The sequence below is a fragment of the Aurantiacibacter sp. MUD11 genome, assembly GCF_026967575.1.
In the GTDB taxonomy this organism is placed as follows: domain Bacteria; phylum Pseudomonadota; class Alphaproteobacteria; order Sphingomonadales; family Sphingomonadaceae; genus Alteraurantiacibacter.
Map to the genome: position 1 here is coordinate 2,402,747 of NZ_CP114054.1, position 14,290 is coordinate 2,417,036.

Consider the following 14,290-nt stretch of genomic DNA (forward strand, 5'->3'; position numbering starts at 1 on the left):
TTCCTCACCGTGGGGATGGGGGAAGCGCGGCGATGAAAACGATTTTTCGGCAGGTGTCGGTCTTCAACGGCCATGATGAGCAGCTTGCGCATAACCGCGATGTGATCATCGAGGATGGCACGATCGCCGCCATTGCCGAGCATGGCGTGTCGGTGGACGGTGCCGAGGTCATCGAGGGTGGCGGACGCGTGCTGATGCCGGGTCTCATCGACAATCACGTGCACATCTACGCGACCACGCCCAATGTGCAGGCGTTCCGCACGATGCCGCCGACCTATGCCGCGCACTATGCGGCGCGGTTCATGGACCATGCGCTGAAATGCGGGTTCACCACCATCCGCGATGTCGGCGGTGGCGATATCGGGGCTGCGAATGCCCTGCGGGACAAGATGCTTGTCGGCCCGCGCCTCTATTTCGGCGGGCGCGCCCTGAGCCAGACCGGGGGTCATGGCGACCTTCGTCATGCCGAGGAAGACGGACTGCTCCACTGCTGTGGCTGCGGCGGTGCCGACAACCTGATTACCGTCGTTGTCGACGGCGTGGATGCCGTTCGCGCCGCCACGCGTGAGGAGCTGCGACGGGGTGCCAGTCACATCAAGATCATGGGCTCCGGCGGTGTCGCCTCGCCCACCGATCCTCTGGACCGCTGCCAGTTTGCCGACGAGGAAATCCTCGCGATTGTCGACGAGGCGACCCGCTGGGGCAGCTATGTCGCGGCGCACTGCCATCCGACCGAAGCCATCCGTCGCTGCGCGCAGCTGGGCGTGCGTACGATCGAGCACGGTTCGCTGATCGACCAGCCCACCGCGGCCTTTGTCGCGGAGAAGGGTGCGTTCGTGGTGCCGACACTGGCGACAGCCTTCGCGCTCAAGGAGGATGGCCCGAAACTGGGACTGCCGCCGGTGTCGTACGAGAAGCTGCTGCGGGTGGTCGACCGCATGGTCGAAAGCCTGGAAATCATGCACGCGGAAGGCGTGCAGATGGGCTTCGGCACAGACCTGCTGGGGGCTGCCCATGTACGCCAGTGCACAGAGTTCACCTTGCGGGCGAAGGTCCTGCGACCCATCGATATCCTGCGCGCGGCGTGCAGCGTGAACGCCGAGATTCTCAACGAAAACGGTCGCCTTGGTCGTGTCGTCGAAGGGGCGCATGCCGATCTGCTGTTGGTCGATGGCAATCCGCTGGAAGACATTTCCCTGCTGGCCGCGGATGGCGAGAAGCTTGCCGCGATCATGCTGGGCGGCAAGTTCGTCAAGCGTGCCTGCTAGCCGCCGAACCGGCGACGCGGACTGATGGCGGCTCGCAACCCGCCTTTCGCTTGCCGCTGACCTGCTGTTTGGGGCATGTCCCGCTGGCGGAGAGGGAGGCCGATCCTGAACGAGATGACCACCAGTGACCGCTTGCTGGCCGCAGCAGAGCGGATCCTTGTCGAGCGGGGGGTGACCGGCCTGTCGGTGCGCAAGGTGGGTGACGTGGCAGGGGTGAACCCGACGCTGGTCACCTATCATTTCAAGACCATCGAGAACCTGCTGGGGGAACTGGCCACGCGCAATCTCGATCCGATCCTGTCCGACTGGGCGAGCATCGTGCCCGGCATGACGCTGGACGAAGTCTTGCGCGCCTGGCTGCTGCCGATGCAGCGGCCCGCCTGCTTTACCGAGGGCGGTCGCGCGCTGGTGGTGCTGGACGAGATCGCCGCCCATGGCGAGGGCGCGCCGCGTCGGCAGGTGATCGAAGCGATGGAACAGTTCAGCAGCCGCCTGCGCGAAGCCGTGCAGCCGCTGTGCCCACACCTCGATGCCGAGATCCTGCGCGCTCGGCTGCGCTTCATCTCGGGCGCGGTACTTGGGCCGCCGCCGCGCCTGCAAGGCGCGCCAAACCTGCCGGACGGCAGGGCGCTGGACGATCCGCAATTCCTGCTCGGCTTTGCCCATGCGGCGCTGACCGGTGGAACCGCGTCGTGATTGCCAAGTGCCCGTCACGGATTTATACAGTCGTATGAATCGGGGCGGGGAGTGAACGGGCAGATGACCACACCACCGGGAATGACCGCGGCAGACTTCGCCGATGGCCTTGCCGCCATGCGCAGCGCCGTCGGCGATGAATGGGTGTTCGACCAGCCCGCCGACCTCAACACCTATCGCGATTTCTACTCCGTCCTGTGGGGCGAGCCGGAGGAGAAGGTCGCCAACGCCGCCGTCGCGCCCGCCAACGTGGAGGAGGTGCAGGCGGTGGTCCGCGCGGCCAACGAACGGCGCATCCCGATCTATCCGATCTCCACCGGCCGCAACCTCGGCTATGGCGGCGCGGCCCCGGTGCTCAGCGGCAGCGTGGTGCTGGACCTGAAGCGCATGGACCGCGTGTTGGAGGTGAACGAGGACAACTGTTCCTGCCTGGTCGAGCCGGGCGTCAGCTTCTTCGACATGTACCGCCACCTGCGCGAGAGCGGCTCCAAGCTGATGATGAGCGTGCCCGATCCGGGCTGGGGTTCGCTGGTGGGCAATGCGCTGGACAGCGGCGGCGGCTATACCGTTGCGGGCTATCGCGGCCACTTCGAGGCCGTCTGCGGCATCGAGGCGGTGATGGCCGATGGCGAGCTGCTGCGCACCGGCATGGGGGCGCTGCCCGGTTCGGAGACATGGCAGCAGTATCGCATGGGCATCGGCCCGTGCCTGGACGGGCTGTTCCGCCAGTCCTCGCTGGGCGTGGTCGCCAAGATGGGCTTCTGGATGTTTCCCACGCCCGAGGCATGGCTTTCGGCCAGCGTCAGCGTGATGCGGTTCGAGGATCTCGACGAGCTGGTGCGGATCGCCAACGAGCTGGAATATGGCAACCTGTTCAACGGGATGCCGGGATTCAGCTCGCCCGTCCTGACGCAGCAGAACCCCATCGCCATGGCCATGGTGCCCGAACCCGCGGTGATGAACCGCATGGTGGAGGAAAGCGGGCTTGCGGCATGGAGCTTCGCGCCCAATTTCTATGGCCCCGAACGCGTGATCCGCGAGCAGTGGGCCTATGTGCAGTCGCGCTTCGAGCATATTCCCGGCGTGCGCTTTGCCGAGACGAGCTTCGTCGACCTGCCGCTTTCGCCCGACGACATGGAGCGCATTCACAAGCCGCGCTTCGGTATCCCCTCGCTGGAAATCTTCAGCGTCGGCAGCCGTGGCTATGGCGACTTCAACCCAAGCGACGGGCACATCTGGTTCTCGGCCGTCATCCCGCGCAGCGGCAAGGGCATCATCGACGCCAACCGCGTGATGCGCGCCGAATGCGAGCGGCTGGGGCTGGACCTGTTCATGTTCGCGCCCGCCGTCACCTGCTGGACCCGCAGCTTCGTGCTGTTCGCCGCCGTGCCGGTCTACAAGGATGGCCGCAACGCGCACCTGCGCGATGCCGTGCGCGAGATCATCGATACCTGCGCGCAGCACGGCTGGGGCGAATACCGCTGTCCGCCCGCCTTCATGGACGACGTGATGGGGGCCTACAGCTTCGGCGACCACAAGCTGCGCCGCGTGAACGAGGCGATCAAGGACGCGCTCGACCCCAACGGCATCATCTCCGCCGGACGCTATGGCGTCTGGCCGAAGCACCTGCGCGAGGGAGGCGAGGCATGAGGTTCGTACTCGCAAGCGCCGCCACGCTGGCTCTGTGCGTGGGTGCCGCCACCGCCCAGCAGGCCACGCGCACGGGCCCCGCCGCGCCGGAACTGGAGCAAGGCAAGGCGGTCTATGCTCACTGGTGCGCGCCCTGCCATGCGGACCATCCGGGCCTTGCCGGGACTGCCAGCCTCGCCATCAAATATGCCGATAGCGACATTCCCGCCGCGCTGGAGGATCGCACCGATCTGTCCGCGCCGCTGGTCGCCTATTTCGTGCGCAACGGCGTCGCCTGGATGCCGCCCTTCCGCCCCACCGAGATTTCCGACGCCGAACTGGCGGCGCTGTCGGCTTACCTGACTGCACCGCTGGAAGATCGCGGCGCGCATACGCCGCTGCTGGCAGACGAAATGGCCACGCTGGAGACCGACCCATGACCACTCGCCGCGACATCCTGAAATGGGGGGCAGTCCTGCCCGCGCTCGGCACCGGCTGGCACGGCGCCTTTGCCGCCGTGCCGCAGGGGCTGGATGCACTGGTGCTCGACACGCGTTTTCCGGGGTCGCAGGATCTGGCCAATGCCCCGGTGCCCGTCTGGCGCTTCGCCGGCGACGTCACCCCGCTGTGGACCGGGCACCTTGCCGCGCGCTGGCGCGAACGCGGGCACGTGCTGGGCGGGATCACCGGCAGCGATGCGCTGTTCGTGCTGGAGATGCTGGCCGAGCATCGCGGCCGCCGTGTCGTTTCGCGCACCGCGCTTGATCTGCCGCGCGTCAACGGCGTGCAGGCCTACCGCTGGATCATCGCCCCGCATCACCCGAGCGTTACCGCGTGAGCATTCTCCCGCCCGACCTCGACGAAGCGGGATTCGCCGCCTTCCTGGCCGACCTGCGCGGTGCGGTGGGGGAGGACTGGGTGTGGTCGTCCGAAAGCGACATGTTCCCCTATCGCGACTCCTTTTCGCCGGTGTGGAACACTCCGGAGGAGATCCAGGCGAGCAGCGCGGTCGCTCCCGCCGACGTGGCGCAGGTGCAGGAAGTGGTGCGGATCGCCAATCGCCACCGCGTGCCGCTGCACCCGATCTCCACCGGCAAGAACTTCGGCTACGGCGGGCCCTCGCCCAACGTGCAGGGCAGCACCGTGCTGGACCTCAAGCGGCTGGACCGCGTGATCGAGGTGAACGAGGCACGCAATTACTGCCTTGTCGAACCGGGCGTCTCCTATTTCGATCTCTACCGCCACATCTCCGAGCGCGGGCTGAAGGCGATGATCGACTGCCCCGATCCCGGTTGGGGATCGCCCGTCGGCAATGCGCTCGATCGCGGCGTGGGCTACACCATGCCGCAGTTCCGCGACCATTTCGGCGCCCATTGCGGGATGGAAGTCGTCCTGCCCGATGGCGAGCTGATGCGCACCGGCATGGGCGCCTTGCCGGGGGCGGACAGCTGGCAGGAATACCCTTACGGCTTCGGCCCCGACCCTTCCGGCCTGTTCGCGCAGGGGAATTTCGGCGTGGTCACCAAGATGGGTTTCCGCCTGATGCCGCAGCCCGAATACTACCGCACCGGCCTGGTGCGCGTGCCGCGCCGCCGCGACCTCATCAAGCTGGTGCAGCATGTGAACTACCTGTCGGACAGCGGCATGGTGAGCGAAGTGCGCTTCGCCAGCCCGCTATCGGCACTAATGGGCAATCCCGATTTCTACGCTCTGGCGACCAGGCTGGGCGGCCCTGCCGACGTGGAGATGGATGCCGCTGCCAGCGCTGCAGGGCTGCATAGCTGGGCGATCGACCTGCAATTCCTCGGCCCCGAAGCAGCGACGGCGGCGCAGTGGGACTATGCGAAGGACCGCATCCTGTCCGACATTCCTGGTGCCGAGGCGCTGGAAGGCGACCACTTCCCGTTGCCCGCCACGGAAGAGCAACTCGACAACGTGACGCAGCCCTATCCTTCGGCCATTCGCCGCCGGGGCGCGCTGGGCGTGCCTTCGCTGGGTATCTGGGAAATCGTGCGTGACGACGGTCATGTCGGCTTCTTCCCAGTGCTGCCGCGCGATGGCGAAGCGGTGTTCGAAATGCAGCGCGTGCTGGGAGATGCCAGCCGCGAATATCCCCTGCCGCCCTATTTCAGCGCCATTACCGCGCCGCTGTTCTGGCACAGCCATACCTTCCAGATGGTCTTCGCGCCGAGCATCAAGCGCGACGATCCGGAGCATAACGCCATGGTCCACCGCGCGATGAAGCACATGGTCGCCGTCGCCGCCGAGCACGGCTGGGGCGACTATCGCGCCGCGCCGATCTACCAGGACGACGTGGCGGCGACCTACAGCTTCAACGGCGGGTCCTTGCGCAAATTCCTCGAGGCGATGAAGGACGCGGTCGATCCCGATGGCATTATCGCGCCGGGACGTGGCGGCGTGTGGCCGACAAGGTTTCGCGCATGAGGGTCCTGCTCGCTTCTGTCGCCCTCGGTGCCGCTCTGTCGCTTTCAGTCGCCGCGCAGGACGAGGACCCGCAGGTGGCCCACGGGCGGCAGGTGTTCGAGCGCCAGTGCGCGCCTTGTCACGGACAGGGTCCGGGTGACGACGGTTCCGCAATGCTGCCCGGCACCGCCGCGCTGACGGAGAAATACGAAGGCAGTCGCCCCGGCGCACTGGAACTGCGCAGCGACTTGCCCGCGCCCGTCCTGTCGCTGTTCGTCCGGCGCGGGGTGGGGGCCATGTCGCCCTTCCGCGCTTCGGAACTGTCCGACGATGACATTGCCGCCATCGCCGCCTATCTGGATGCCAGCTCGGCAGCCGCACGGGAATAGCGGGTTGTAATATTGCCGGCACATTTGGCACTACAATGACGACCACGATACGCTAGTCAGAGGGTTCGCAACCAATGTTTCGCAGTGATCGCCGGCAGTTCATGGCTGCCACGGGCAGCGCTTTTGCCGGGCTCTATCTCAGTGCCTGTGCCCCGCGCACAGCCGTTTCTTCTGCTCGCGCGGCCGAGCGGTTCGGTGGGCTGCTAGTCGACCCGCAAGGGGTGCTCGACCTGCCCGAAGGCTTTTCCTACCGGGTGCTGTCGCGGCTGGGCGATGCCATGGACGATGGTGGCACCGTCCCTGACCGGGCGGACGGCATGGGCTGCTTCGATATCGGCAATGGCCAGCTGGCGCTGGTGCGGAACCATGAGCTGAAGCCCGATCAGGACAGCGGCGGCGCGACCGGTCCGGCGTTCGACACAGTTGCCCGTTCGCTGCGCCCGCTGCCGGGCGGCACCACCACCATCGTGCTCGATGCCGAAACGCTGGAAGTGCAGCAGCAGTATCGCAGCCTGGCCGGGACGATCCGCAACTGCGCCGGCGGCATAACACCGTGGAACAGCTGGCTTACCTGCGAGGAGGATACCTCCCGGGCGGACGGCACCATCAATCGCGATCACGGCTGGGTCTTCGAAGTGCCCGCCGCTGCCGGTGGCATGGTCGATCCCGTGCCGCTCACCGCCATGGGACGCTTCAACCACGAGGCGGCAGGCGTCGATCCGGCAACCGGCATCGTCTATCTGACCGAGGATCGCCGGGATTCGCTGCTCTACCGTTTCATCCCCAGCCATCCGGGCGAACTGGCGCGCGGCGGCACGCTGCAGGCGCTGGTGCTGGAAGGGGTGACCGATACCAGCAACCAGAACGGGGTGACCATGCCGGTCGGCTTGCCGGTGCGAGGCCACTGGATTACGCTCGACAATGTCGAGGCGCCCGAAGACGACCTGCGCACGCGCGGCCAGGCCATGGGCGCGGCCACCTTCTCGCGCGGCGAGGGCATCTGGATGGGGGATGGCGAAATGTACTTCACCGCCACCAGCGGCGGCGTGGCGAAGGAAGGCCAGATCTTCCGGCTGCGTCCCGACATCCACGGTACCGACGAACTGGAGCTGTTCTACGAAAGCCCCTCCGAGGCGGAATTCAGTTACGGCGACAATCTCTGCATCGCGCCCTTCGGCGACCTGATCGTGTGCGAGGACCAGTATGGCGCGCTGGTCGACAACTACCTGCGCGGAATCACGCCGCAGGGCGAGGCCTATCCCTTCGCCCGGCTGCGTCTGCAAACGGAGCCGGCGGGCGCCTGCTTCTCGCCTGATGGGCGGACCATGTTCCTCAACGTCTACAGCCCCACCATGACGCTGGCGATTACCGGACCCTGGCCGCAGGCATGACGCAATCCCCGGCGATCCTGTTCGTCTGCCTCGGCAATATCTGCCGGTCGCCGCTGGCCGAGGGCGCCCTGCGCGCTGCGGCGGGGGAAGTCGGGCTGGATTTGCACGTGGACAGTGCGGGCACCGGCCACTGGCACGTCGGCAACCCGCCGGACGAGCGGGCGCAGGCCGTGGCGCTGCGGCACGGCGTGGACATTTCGGGCCTGCGCGCCCGGCAGGTGGAGGAGGCGGACTTCACCCGCTTCACCCACATCTACGCGCTCGACAGCGAAAACCTGCGCAACCTGCGCATGCTCTCGCCCTTCGATGCTTCGGCGGAACTGGGCCTGCTGCTCGATGCCGTGCCGGGCCGGACCGGGCAGGCCGTGGCCGACCCCTACTACGGCGGCGACGAAGGCTTCCTTGAAACCTGGCGCGACGTGACGGCGGCGGCAGCGGCGCTGGTGGCCCGCTTCCGCGCATGACCCTGCGCGAGACGATCGCCGCGGTCACGGGCAGCGAGGTCTCCGGCGCGAACAAGCTGGCAGGCGGCGACCTCGGCGGTGCCTTGCTGGTCGAACTGGCAGACGGCGGGCGGCTGGTCGCCAAGCACGGCCCACTGGTGGCGCGAGAGGCCGAGATGTTGCGCGCGATCGCCGCAGCCGGTGCGCCGGCGCCCAAGGTGCTCCATGCGGAGGGCGAACTGCTGCTGATGGAGCATGTGGAGGCAGACGGCGAAGCCGGCTGGGACAGCCTCGCCGATGCGCTGAACCTGCTGCATGCAGGGCAGGAGGCGCCCTTCGGCTGGGATGCGGACTATGCCTTCGGCCCGGTGCCGATCTTCAACACGCAGGCCGAAAACTGGTCGCGCTTCTGGGCGCAGAACCGCCTGCTGTGCCATGGCGAAAAGGTCGACGGCAGCCTGACGCGGCGGCTGGAGGCGCTGGCGAAACGCCTGCCGAGCATCCTGCCCGCAACGCCGCCGCCCGCCTTGCTGCACGGCGACCTGTGGGGCGGGAACGTGTTGTTCAACCGGGGCAAGCTGGTGGCGCTGATCGACCCCGCATGCTACATCGGCCACCGCGAGGTGGACGTGGCCATGCTGACCCTGTTCGACTTCCCGCCGGACAGCTTCTTCGATGCGCTGGAGCTGGAGCCCGGCTGGCGTGAACGCCTGCCCGTCTACCGGCTATGGCCGTTGCTGGTGCACCTGCGCCTGTTCGGCCACGCCTACCGCCAGCGGGTGAAGGCGGAGCTGGGGAAGCTGGGATTCTAGGCCGCCGGGAAGGGCGTCCATTCCTCGCCTGCGGGCATGGGCGCGAACACGGCATCGACCATGTCTTCGGTCACCCCTTCGGGCGTTGCCGGATTCCAGTTGGGCGCATTGTCCTTGTCCACCAGCACCGCGCGCACGCCCTCGGCAAAGTCGGGGCGCATGATCATGCGGGCGGCGATCCGGTATTCCATGGCCATGTTGTCGGCGAAGGTCTCGCACCTGGCGTTCTCGGCAAACTGTCGTAGCGCGACCTTGGCCGTGGCGGGGCACTTGGTGGTGACGGCCTTCAGCTCCTTCGCCGCCCATTCGCTGTCGTCGCCCTCGAGCGCGGCGATAATGCCTTCCAGCGTATCGGGGGCGAACAGCCGGTCGATTTTCTCGGCATTGCCGGCGATGCGTGCTTCGGGTGCATGACCGGCATGCTTGTCGAGCACCGTGAAGATGGATTCTCCGTCAACCAGACGGGCCTTGGCATCGGCCACGGCTTCTGCTGACAGCAAATGGGTGGCGAGGCCCGCCCACAGGCATTCCGCCCCGTCCAGCCGCGCTCCTGTCAGCGCGAGGAACTTGCCGATCTGCCCCGGCAGGCGCGGCAGGTACCAGCCTGCGCCCACGTCCGGGAACAGGCCGATTGCACCTTCGGGCATGGCGAACTTGGTGTTCTCGGTCGCCACGCGAAACTTGCAGGGCTGCGAGATGCCGACGCCGCCACCCATCGTCACACCATCCATGAAGGCGACATTGGGCTTGGGGTAAGTGAACAGCAGGTGGTTGAGGCGATATTCCGCGTGGAAGAACTCGCGCCCGCGCTGGCCGCCATCCTCGATCGCCGAATTGCGCAGCAGCGCCACGTCGCCGCCGGCGCAGAACCCGCGCGTGTCCGGCTGGTGCTCGATCATCACGGCAGAGACCGCCTCGTCGTCCCGCCATGCCAGCAGCGCCTCCGACATGGCCTCGCACATGTCCAGCGTCAGCGCATGCAGCGCCTTGGGCCGGGTGAGGGTGATGCGGCCGATGCGGCCGTCGATCGTGCAGCTTACGTTCTCGCTCATCTCGTCAGCCCTGCCGCAGCATGTCGCGGCCCACGATCATGCGCATCACCTGGTTGGTGCCTTCCAGAATCGAATGCACGCGCAGGTCGCGCCAGAAGCGTTCGATGGGATAGTCCTTCAGGTAACCGTAGCCGCCGAACAGCTGCAGCGCGTTGTTGACGACGTTGGAGCCGCTGTCGGTCGCCAATCGCTTGGCCATGGCGGAGAAGCGCGTCTTGTCGGGCGCGTTGTCGGTTACCTTGGCGGCGGCGAGGTAAAGCAGCGCGCGCGCCGCTTCCAGTTCGGTCGCCATGTCGGCCAGCATGAACTGGGTGTTCTGGAAATCGGCGATGGGCGTGCCGAACTGCTGGCGATCCTTGGTGTAGGCGACAGCTTCGTCGAGGCAGCGCTGCGCCCCGCCCAGCGAGCAGGCGCCGATGTTGATGCGGCCGCCGTCGAGGCCGGCCATGGCGAAGCGGAAACCTTCGCCCTCTGCGCCGACACGGTTGGCAACCGGCACGCGGGCATCCTCGAAGATCAACTGCGCCGTGGGGCTGGCGTTCCAGCCCAGCTTCTTCTCCGGCGCGCCGAAGCTGACGCCGGGCGTGTCCTTCTCCACCACGACGCAGGAAATGCCCTTGGTCTTGTGCTCGCCCGTGCGCACCATCACCACGTAGACGTCGTTCACGCCGCTGCCCGAGATGAACTGCTTGGTGCCGTTGAGCACGTAATGGTCGCCGTCGAGGCGCGCGGTGGTCTTCAGGCCCGCCGCGTCGGACCCGCTGGCCGGTTCGGTCAGGGCATAGCTGGCGAGCTTTTCCATGGTGATGAGGTCGGGCAGGAAGCGATCCTTCAGCTCCTGCCCGCCGAAGGTGTCGATCATCCAGGCAGCCATGTTGTGGATCGAGATGAAGGCGCTGGTGGCGGGGCAACCATAGGCCATGGCTTCCATGATCAGCGCGGCTTCGAGGCGCCCGAGCGCGATGCCGCCGCTTTCCTCGGAGACGTAGATCGCGCCGAAGCCCAGTTCGCCGGTCTGCTGGATCACCTCTTTCGGAAAGATGTGCTCCTCGTCCCACTTGGCGGCGTGGGGGGTGATGTTGTCGGCGGTGAAGCGCTGCGCCATCTCCTGGATGGCGAGCTGGTCTTCGGTAAGCTGGAACTGTCCGGTCATGCGTGTCTCCTGCGCGCACCTCCTGTCAAAAGGGGCGCATCGGGGCAACCGGTTTCTTGTGCAACCACCCTGATCGGGGGTGCGCTCAGTCGTCGAAGCCGGGTTCCGCGGCGAAACCCTGCGGATCGGCAGGGGTGGGATCGAACCCGGCGGTATTGTCGATCGGATCGGTCGAAAAACCTTGTGCGTCGTCGATGAAGGACTCCGGCCCGGCCTCGACTTCCAGGACTTCTTCACCGTCGTCTGCTTCCGCATCGGCGAAGCTTGCCGGTGCAGCGGGCGCGCTGGACTGGGCAGTGCTGCGCGACTTGGTGTTGGACTGCACCACGCGCATGCCTTCCTGCGGACGTTCGGTCTGCACGGCAGCGTTGCGGCTCTCCAAATCGTCACCGCAGGCAGACAGCAGCGCGGCCGCCCCTGCCAGCACGGCGACGCGAGCCATCATTGCAGGCTTCCAATCACGGCTTCGGCTTCGATCTCGCATTTCCACTCCGGACTATAGAGCGCCGAGATTGCCACCAGCGTACCGGTCGGGCGGGCATGGCCCACCGCCCGGGTGAAGGCAGCAGTCACCGCATCGGCATAGGCGATATCGGTTACAAACATCCTTACGCGCACGACATCGCCCGAATGACCGCCAAGTTGCGAGATGTAATCGAGAATCTGTTCGAAGCAGCGATCCGCCTGCCGTCCGGCGTCGGGGCTGACTGTGCCGTCCTCCTCCACGCCGACATTGCCCGATACGATGATCCGGTCGCCCACGCGGATGGCGCGGGTGAAACCGGCCGCTTCCTCGAAGGGGCCGAGCGGCGGGATGCGTTGCCGTCCGTCGTTGGGTTCAGCCACAAGTGATCCTTTCGATTGTCATGTCGTCGTCATAGGAAACGGTCAGCCGGTCGGGCCGGAAATCCATCGTCACGGCGGTACGCGGCGGCACCCAGCGCAGCGTGCGCGCGCCGGTGAGCTCCAGCAGTTCGGCCCCCAGGTCCGGACTGGCGGTTGCGCCGACCAGGTGCTGCGCAGCCTCCGCATCGCATTCACCGGCCGGTTCGCGCACCGGCGGATTGCCGTCTTCATCCAGCGGCGGGGCAGTCGCGGCGCAGGCGGCGATGGCCAGGGGCGCGAAGGGGATGAGGGCCTTTCTCATGGCATCATCCTAGCGCCTCGCCCACACAGGCGCTAGGAGCCTGTCGCAAGAGGAGAAATGGCATGCCCGGATTGTGGTTCGAAGAATTCGAGGTGGGGCAGGTGTTCGATCACCCGTTGCGCCGCACGGTGACCGAGACCGACAACCTGATGATGAGCGCGCTGACGCACAATCCCGCACCGCTGCATCTCGATGCCGAGTTCATGAAGGACAGCGAATATGGCCGCATCCTGGTCAATTCCTGCTTCACGCTGGGGCTGATGGTGGGGATCAGCGTCAACGACACCACGCAGGGCACGGCAGTCGCGAACCTCGGCTGGGACGAGGTGCGTTTCCCCGCGCCGGTGTTCATCGGCGATACCCTGCGGATCGAGACCGAGGTGATTGACAAACGTCAAAGCAAGTCGCGTCCAAATCAGGGCATAGTCAATTTCATTCATCGTGCCTATAATCAGGACGACGTGCTGGTAGCCAGCTGCAAGCGCACCAGCCTGCAACGCAAAAGACCGGAATAAACGGAGTGAAATCATGGGCCTGAAAGTCGAACCGATCCTGCCGAACTTCGGCGCGGTGTGTTCGGGAATCGACCTGACGCAGCCGCTCTCGGCAGACGAAGTCAAACAGATTACCGATGCGATGGACAAGTATGGCGTCACCGTCTGGCGCAACACCGGCCTGACCGACGAGCAGCATGTCGAGTTCAGCCGCAACTTCGGTTACCTCGAACGCGTGCCCAAGCGCGCCGAGGGCCAGAAGATGCGCCTGCCCTATCGCGAGCTGTTCGATGCCTCGAACCTGAACCTCGAGGGCGAGATCACCACCGATCCGGCGGCGGTGGAATATCGCAAGGGCGACCGGCTCTGGCACACCGACAGCGCCTTCCTGGAGAAGCGCACCAGCTATTCGATCCTGCTCGCCCACGTCACTCCGCCTGCCGAGGCGGGCGGCGAGACCTGGTTCGCCGATGCGCGCACCGCCTATGACGACCTGCCGCAGGAAACCAAGGACCTGATCGAGGACAAGGTCGGCGTGAACTCGCTGTGGTGGAGCCGCAAGAAGGCCGGTGCCGAAGTCAGCGAGGACGAGATCTACGAACGCCCGATGGCGAAGCACAAGATCGTCCACACCCATCGCGGTTCGGGCCGCAAGAGTCTGTTCATCGCCGCGCACACGATGGATATCGAAGGCATGGACAAGGCCGAGGGCCGCCAGCTGATCGAGGACCTGATCGCTCACACCACGCAGCCGAAGTACACCTTCAAGTGGTCGTGGCAGCCGGGCGATATGGTGATCTGGGACAACCTGTGCACCATGCACCGCGGCGGCGATTACGATTACACCGCCTACAAGCGCGACATGCGCCGCACCACGGTGCGCGAGGGTACGGAGCCGCACACCATGGACACCGGTGATGATCCCTACACTGCGCTCTTCGCCAAGAGCCCGAAGTCGGTCGACATCAACTCCGCGCGCGACGCGGGCCGGTAAGGCGGGGATGGCCTACTACATCTCCACCCGCGTCGACGGTGCTATGGAAGATGCCATCGCCCGTACCGAAGAGGCGCTGAAGGCCGAGGGTTTCGGCGTGCTCACGCGGATCGACATCGCCGATACGCTGAAGAAGAAGATCGACGCCGACTTCCGTCCCTACGTCATCCTCGGCGCCTGCAATCCGGGCATGGCGCACAAGGCGCTGCAGCTGGAGGACAAGGTCGGCCTGATGCTGCCCTGCAACGTCATCGTGCAGCAGGTGGATGGCGGTATCGAAGTGGCGGCAATCGATCCGGTCGCCTCGATGCAGGCAATCGACAATCCGCAACTGCACGAAGCTGCGGAGCAGGTCCGCGCCATGCTGGCTGCGGCTATCGCACGGCTGGGCTAGGCCC

The 14,290-nt window shown here is 66.2% G+C and carries 18 protein-coding genes; 13 read left to right on the forward strand and 5 right to left on the reverse strand.

All coding sequences use genetic code 11. From position 1 onward, the window contains the following. Positions 1-32 precede the first annotated feature (32 nt). From OZN62_RS11895 to OZN62_RS11940, 10 genes are all read left to right on the forward strand, one after another. Complete coding sequence (locus OZN62_RS11895; RefSeq protein ID WP_269100001.1) at positions 33-1,268, forward strand: metal-dependent hydrolase family protein; 1,236 nt, start codon at positions 33-35, stop codon at positions 1,266-1,268. Between the two features lie 114 nt (positions 1,269-1,382). Continuing rightward, on the forward strand, positions 1,383-1,964 hold the full coding sequence (locus OZN62_RS11900; RefSeq protein ID WP_269100002.1) for a TetR/AcrR family transcriptional regulator: 582 nt from the start codon (positions 1,383-1,385) through the stop codon (positions 1,962-1,964). Between the two features lie 63 nt (positions 1,965-2,027). After that, positions 2,028-3,614 carry an FAD-binding oxidoreductase gene (locus OZN62_RS11905; RefSeq protein ID WP_269100003.1) on the forward strand — a complete coding sequence of 529 codons (1,587 nt, stop codon included), beginning with the start codon at positions 2,028-2,030 and terminating at the stop codon, positions 3,612-3,614. Next, the gene (locus OZN62_RS11910; protein WP_269100005.1) at positions 3,611-4,033 is read left to right on the forward strand and encodes a c-type cytochrome; all 423 of its coding nucleotides are present in this window, start codon (positions 3,611-3,613) and stop codon (positions 4,031-4,033) included. Before OZN62_RS11905 ends, OZN62_RS11910 begins: the two co-directional genes overlap by 4 nt. Beyond that, positions 4,030-4,431: a hypothetical protein gene (locus tag OZN62_RS11915; RefSeq protein ID WP_269100007.1), complete on the forward strand. Its 402-nt coding sequence runs from the start codon at positions 4,030-4,032 to the stop codon at positions 4,429-4,431. Before OZN62_RS11910 ends, OZN62_RS11915 begins: the two co-directional genes overlap by 4 nt. Continuing rightward, the gene (locus OZN62_RS11920; RefSeq protein ID WP_269100009.1) at positions 4,428-6,038 is read left to right on the forward strand and encodes an FAD-binding oxidoreductase; all 1,611 of its coding nucleotides are present in this window, start codon (positions 4,428-4,430) and stop codon (positions 6,036-6,038) included. Before OZN62_RS11915 ends, OZN62_RS11920 begins: the two co-directional genes overlap by 4 nt. Next, positions 6,035-6,406 carry a c-type cytochrome gene (locus OZN62_RS11925; RefSeq protein ID WP_269100010.1) on the forward strand — a complete coding sequence of 124 codons (372 nt, stop codon included), beginning with the start codon at positions 6,035-6,037 and terminating at the stop codon, positions 6,404-6,406. Before OZN62_RS11920 ends, OZN62_RS11925 begins: the two co-directional genes overlap by 4 nt. Before the next feature lie 101 nt (positions 6,407-6,507). Next, positions 6,508-7,797: an alkaline phosphatase PhoX gene (locus OZN62_RS11930; RefSeq protein ID WP_269100012.1), complete on the forward strand. Its 1,290-nt coding sequence runs from the start codon at positions 6,508-6,510 to the stop codon at positions 7,795-7,797. Beyond that, positions 7,794-8,261, forward strand: coding sequence for a low molecular weight protein-tyrosine-phosphatase (locus OZN62_RS11935; RefSeq protein WP_269100014.1), 468 nt, complete (start codon positions 7,794-7,796; stop codon positions 8,259-8,261). Before OZN62_RS11930 ends, OZN62_RS11935 begins: the two co-directional genes overlap by 4 nt. Then, the gene (locus OZN62_RS11940; protein WP_269100017.1) at positions 8,258-9,052 is read left to right on the forward strand and encodes a fructosamine kinase family protein; all 795 of its coding nucleotides are present in this window, start codon (positions 8,258-8,260) and stop codon (positions 9,050-9,052) included. Before OZN62_RS11935 ends, OZN62_RS11940 begins: the two co-directional genes overlap by 4 nt. On the opposite strand, the gene OZN62_RS11945 is transcribed toward OZN62_RS11940, so the two are convergent. From OZN62_RS11945 to OZN62_RS11965, 5 genes are all read right to left on the reverse strand, one after another. After that, positions 9,049-10,104, reverse strand: a complete 1,056-nt coding sequence (locus tag OZN62_RS11945; RefSeq protein WP_269100019.1) for an enoyl-CoA hydratase/isomerase family protein — start codon at positions 10,102-10,104, stop codon at positions 9,049-9,051. The genes OZN62_RS11940 and OZN62_RS11945 overlap by 4 nt on opposite strands. 4 nt (positions 10,105-10,108) lie before the next feature. Continuing rightward, the gene (locus tag OZN62_RS11950) at positions 10,109-11,257 is read right to left on the reverse strand and encodes an acyl-CoA dehydrogenase family protein (RefSeq protein WP_269100022.1); all 1,149 of its coding nucleotides are present in this window, start codon (positions 11,255-11,257) and stop codon (positions 10,109-10,111) included. A gap of 85 nt (positions 11,258-11,342) precedes the next feature. Beyond that, the gene (locus OZN62_RS11955; protein WP_269100024.1) at positions 11,343-11,702 is read right to left on the reverse strand and encodes a hypothetical protein; all 360 of its coding nucleotides are present in this window, start codon (positions 11,700-11,702) and stop codon (positions 11,343-11,345) included. Next, the gene (locus tag OZN62_RS11960) at positions 11,699-12,103 is read right to left on the reverse strand and encodes a Rid family hydrolase (RefSeq protein WP_269100026.1); all 405 of its coding nucleotides are present in this window, start codon (positions 12,101-12,103) and stop codon (positions 11,699-11,701) included. The genes OZN62_RS11955 and OZN62_RS11960 overlap by 4 nt, the downstream gene beginning before the upstream one ends. Continuing rightward, on the reverse strand, positions 12,096-12,404 hold the full coding sequence (locus OZN62_RS11965; RefSeq protein WP_269100028.1) for an I78 family peptidase inhibitor: 309 nt from the start codon (positions 12,402-12,404) through the stop codon (positions 12,096-12,098). The genes OZN62_RS11960 and OZN62_RS11965 overlap by 8 nt, the downstream gene beginning before the upstream one ends. A gap of 62 nt (positions 12,405-12,466) precedes the next feature. Between OZN62_RS11965 and OZN62_RS11970 the strand changes: the two genes are divergently transcribed. Genes OZN62_RS11970 through OZN62_RS11980 form a run of 3 tightly spaced genes read left to right on the forward strand, consistent with a single transcriptional unit; the run spans position 12,467 to position 14,286 of the window. Then, the gene (locus OZN62_RS11970; protein ID WP_269100029.1) at positions 12,467-12,919 is read left to right on the forward strand and encodes a MaoC family dehydratase; all 453 of its coding nucleotides are present in this window, start codon (positions 12,467-12,469) and stop codon (positions 12,917-12,919) included. Positions 12,920-12,932: 13 nt separating this feature from the next. Then, entirely contained in the window at positions 12,933-13,892 is a 960-nt protein-coding gene (locus OZN62_RS11975; protein ID WP_269100031.1) for a TauD/TfdA dioxygenase family protein, read from the forward strand. A 7-nt stretch (positions 13,893-13,899) separates the two neighbouring features. Then, entirely contained in the window at positions 13,900-14,286 is a 387-nt protein-coding gene (locus OZN62_RS11980) for a DUF302 domain-containing protein (protein WP_269100032.1), read from the forward strand. Positions 14,287-14,290: the final 4 nt, after the last annotated feature.

Bases quoted from the DNA above. Each gene is read 5' to 3' on its own strand.
- OZN62_RS11895 (WP_269100001.1), top strand. From the start codon at position 33: ATGAAAACGATTTTTCGGCAGGTGTCGGTCTTCAACGGCCATGATGAG.
- OZN62_RS11900 (WP_269100002.1), top strand. From the start codon at position 1,383: ATGACCACCAGTGACCGCTTGCTGGCCGCAGCAGAGCGGATCCTTGTC.
- OZN62_RS11905 (WP_269100003.1), top strand. From the start codon at position 2,028: ATGACCACACCACCGGGAATGACCGCGGCAGACTTCGCCGATGGCCTT.
- OZN62_RS11910 (WP_269100005.1), top strand. From the start codon at position 3,611: ATGAGGTTCGTACTCGCAAGCGCCGCCACGCTGGCTCTGTGCGTGGGT.
- OZN62_RS11915 (WP_269100007.1), top strand. From the start codon at position 4,030: ATGACCACTCGCCGCGACATCCTGAAATGGGGGGCAGTCCTGCCCGCG.
- OZN62_RS11925 (WP_269100010.1), top strand. From the start codon at position 6,035: ATGAGGGTCCTGCTCGCTTCTGTCGCCCTCGGTGCCGCTCTGTCGCTT.
- OZN62_RS11930 (WP_269100012.1), top strand. From the start codon at position 6,508: ATGGCTGCCACGGGCAGCGCTTTTGCCGGGCTCTATCTCAGTGCCTGT.
- OZN62_RS11935 (WP_269100014.1), top strand. From the start codon at position 7,794: ATGACGCAATCCCCGGCGATCCTGTTCGTCTGCCTCGGCAATATCTGC.
- OZN62_RS11940 (WP_269100017.1), top strand. From the start codon at position 8,258: ATGACCCTGCGCGAGACGATCGCCGCGGTCACGGGCAGCGAGGTCTCC.
- OZN62_RS11945 (WP_269100019.1), bottom strand. From the start codon at position 10,104: ATGAGCGAGAACGTAAGCTGCACGATCGACGGCCGCATCGGCCGCATC.
- OZN62_RS11950 (WP_269100022.1), bottom strand. From the start codon at position 11,257: ATGACCGGACAGTTCCAGCTTACCGAAGACCAGCTCGCCATCCAGGAG.
- OZN62_RS11955 (WP_269100024.1), bottom strand. From the start codon at position 11,702: ATGATGGCTCGCGTCGCCGTGCTGGCAGGGGCGGCCGCGCTGCTGTCT.
- OZN62_RS11965 (WP_269100028.1), bottom strand. From the start codon at position 12,404: ATGAGAAAGGCCCTCATCCCCTTCGCGCCCCTGGCCATCGCCGCCTGC.
- OZN62_RS11970 (WP_269100029.1), top strand. From the start codon at position 12,467: ATGCCCGGATTGTGGTTCGAAGAATTCGAGGTGGGGCAGGTGTTCGAT.
- OZN62_RS11975 (WP_269100031.1), top strand. From the start codon at position 12,933: ATGGGCCTGAAAGTCGAACCGATCCTGCCGAACTTCGGCGCGGTGTGT.
- OZN62_RS11980 (WP_269100032.1), top strand. From the start codon at position 13,900: ATGGCCTACTACATCTCCACCCGCGTCGACGGTGCTATGGAAGATGCC.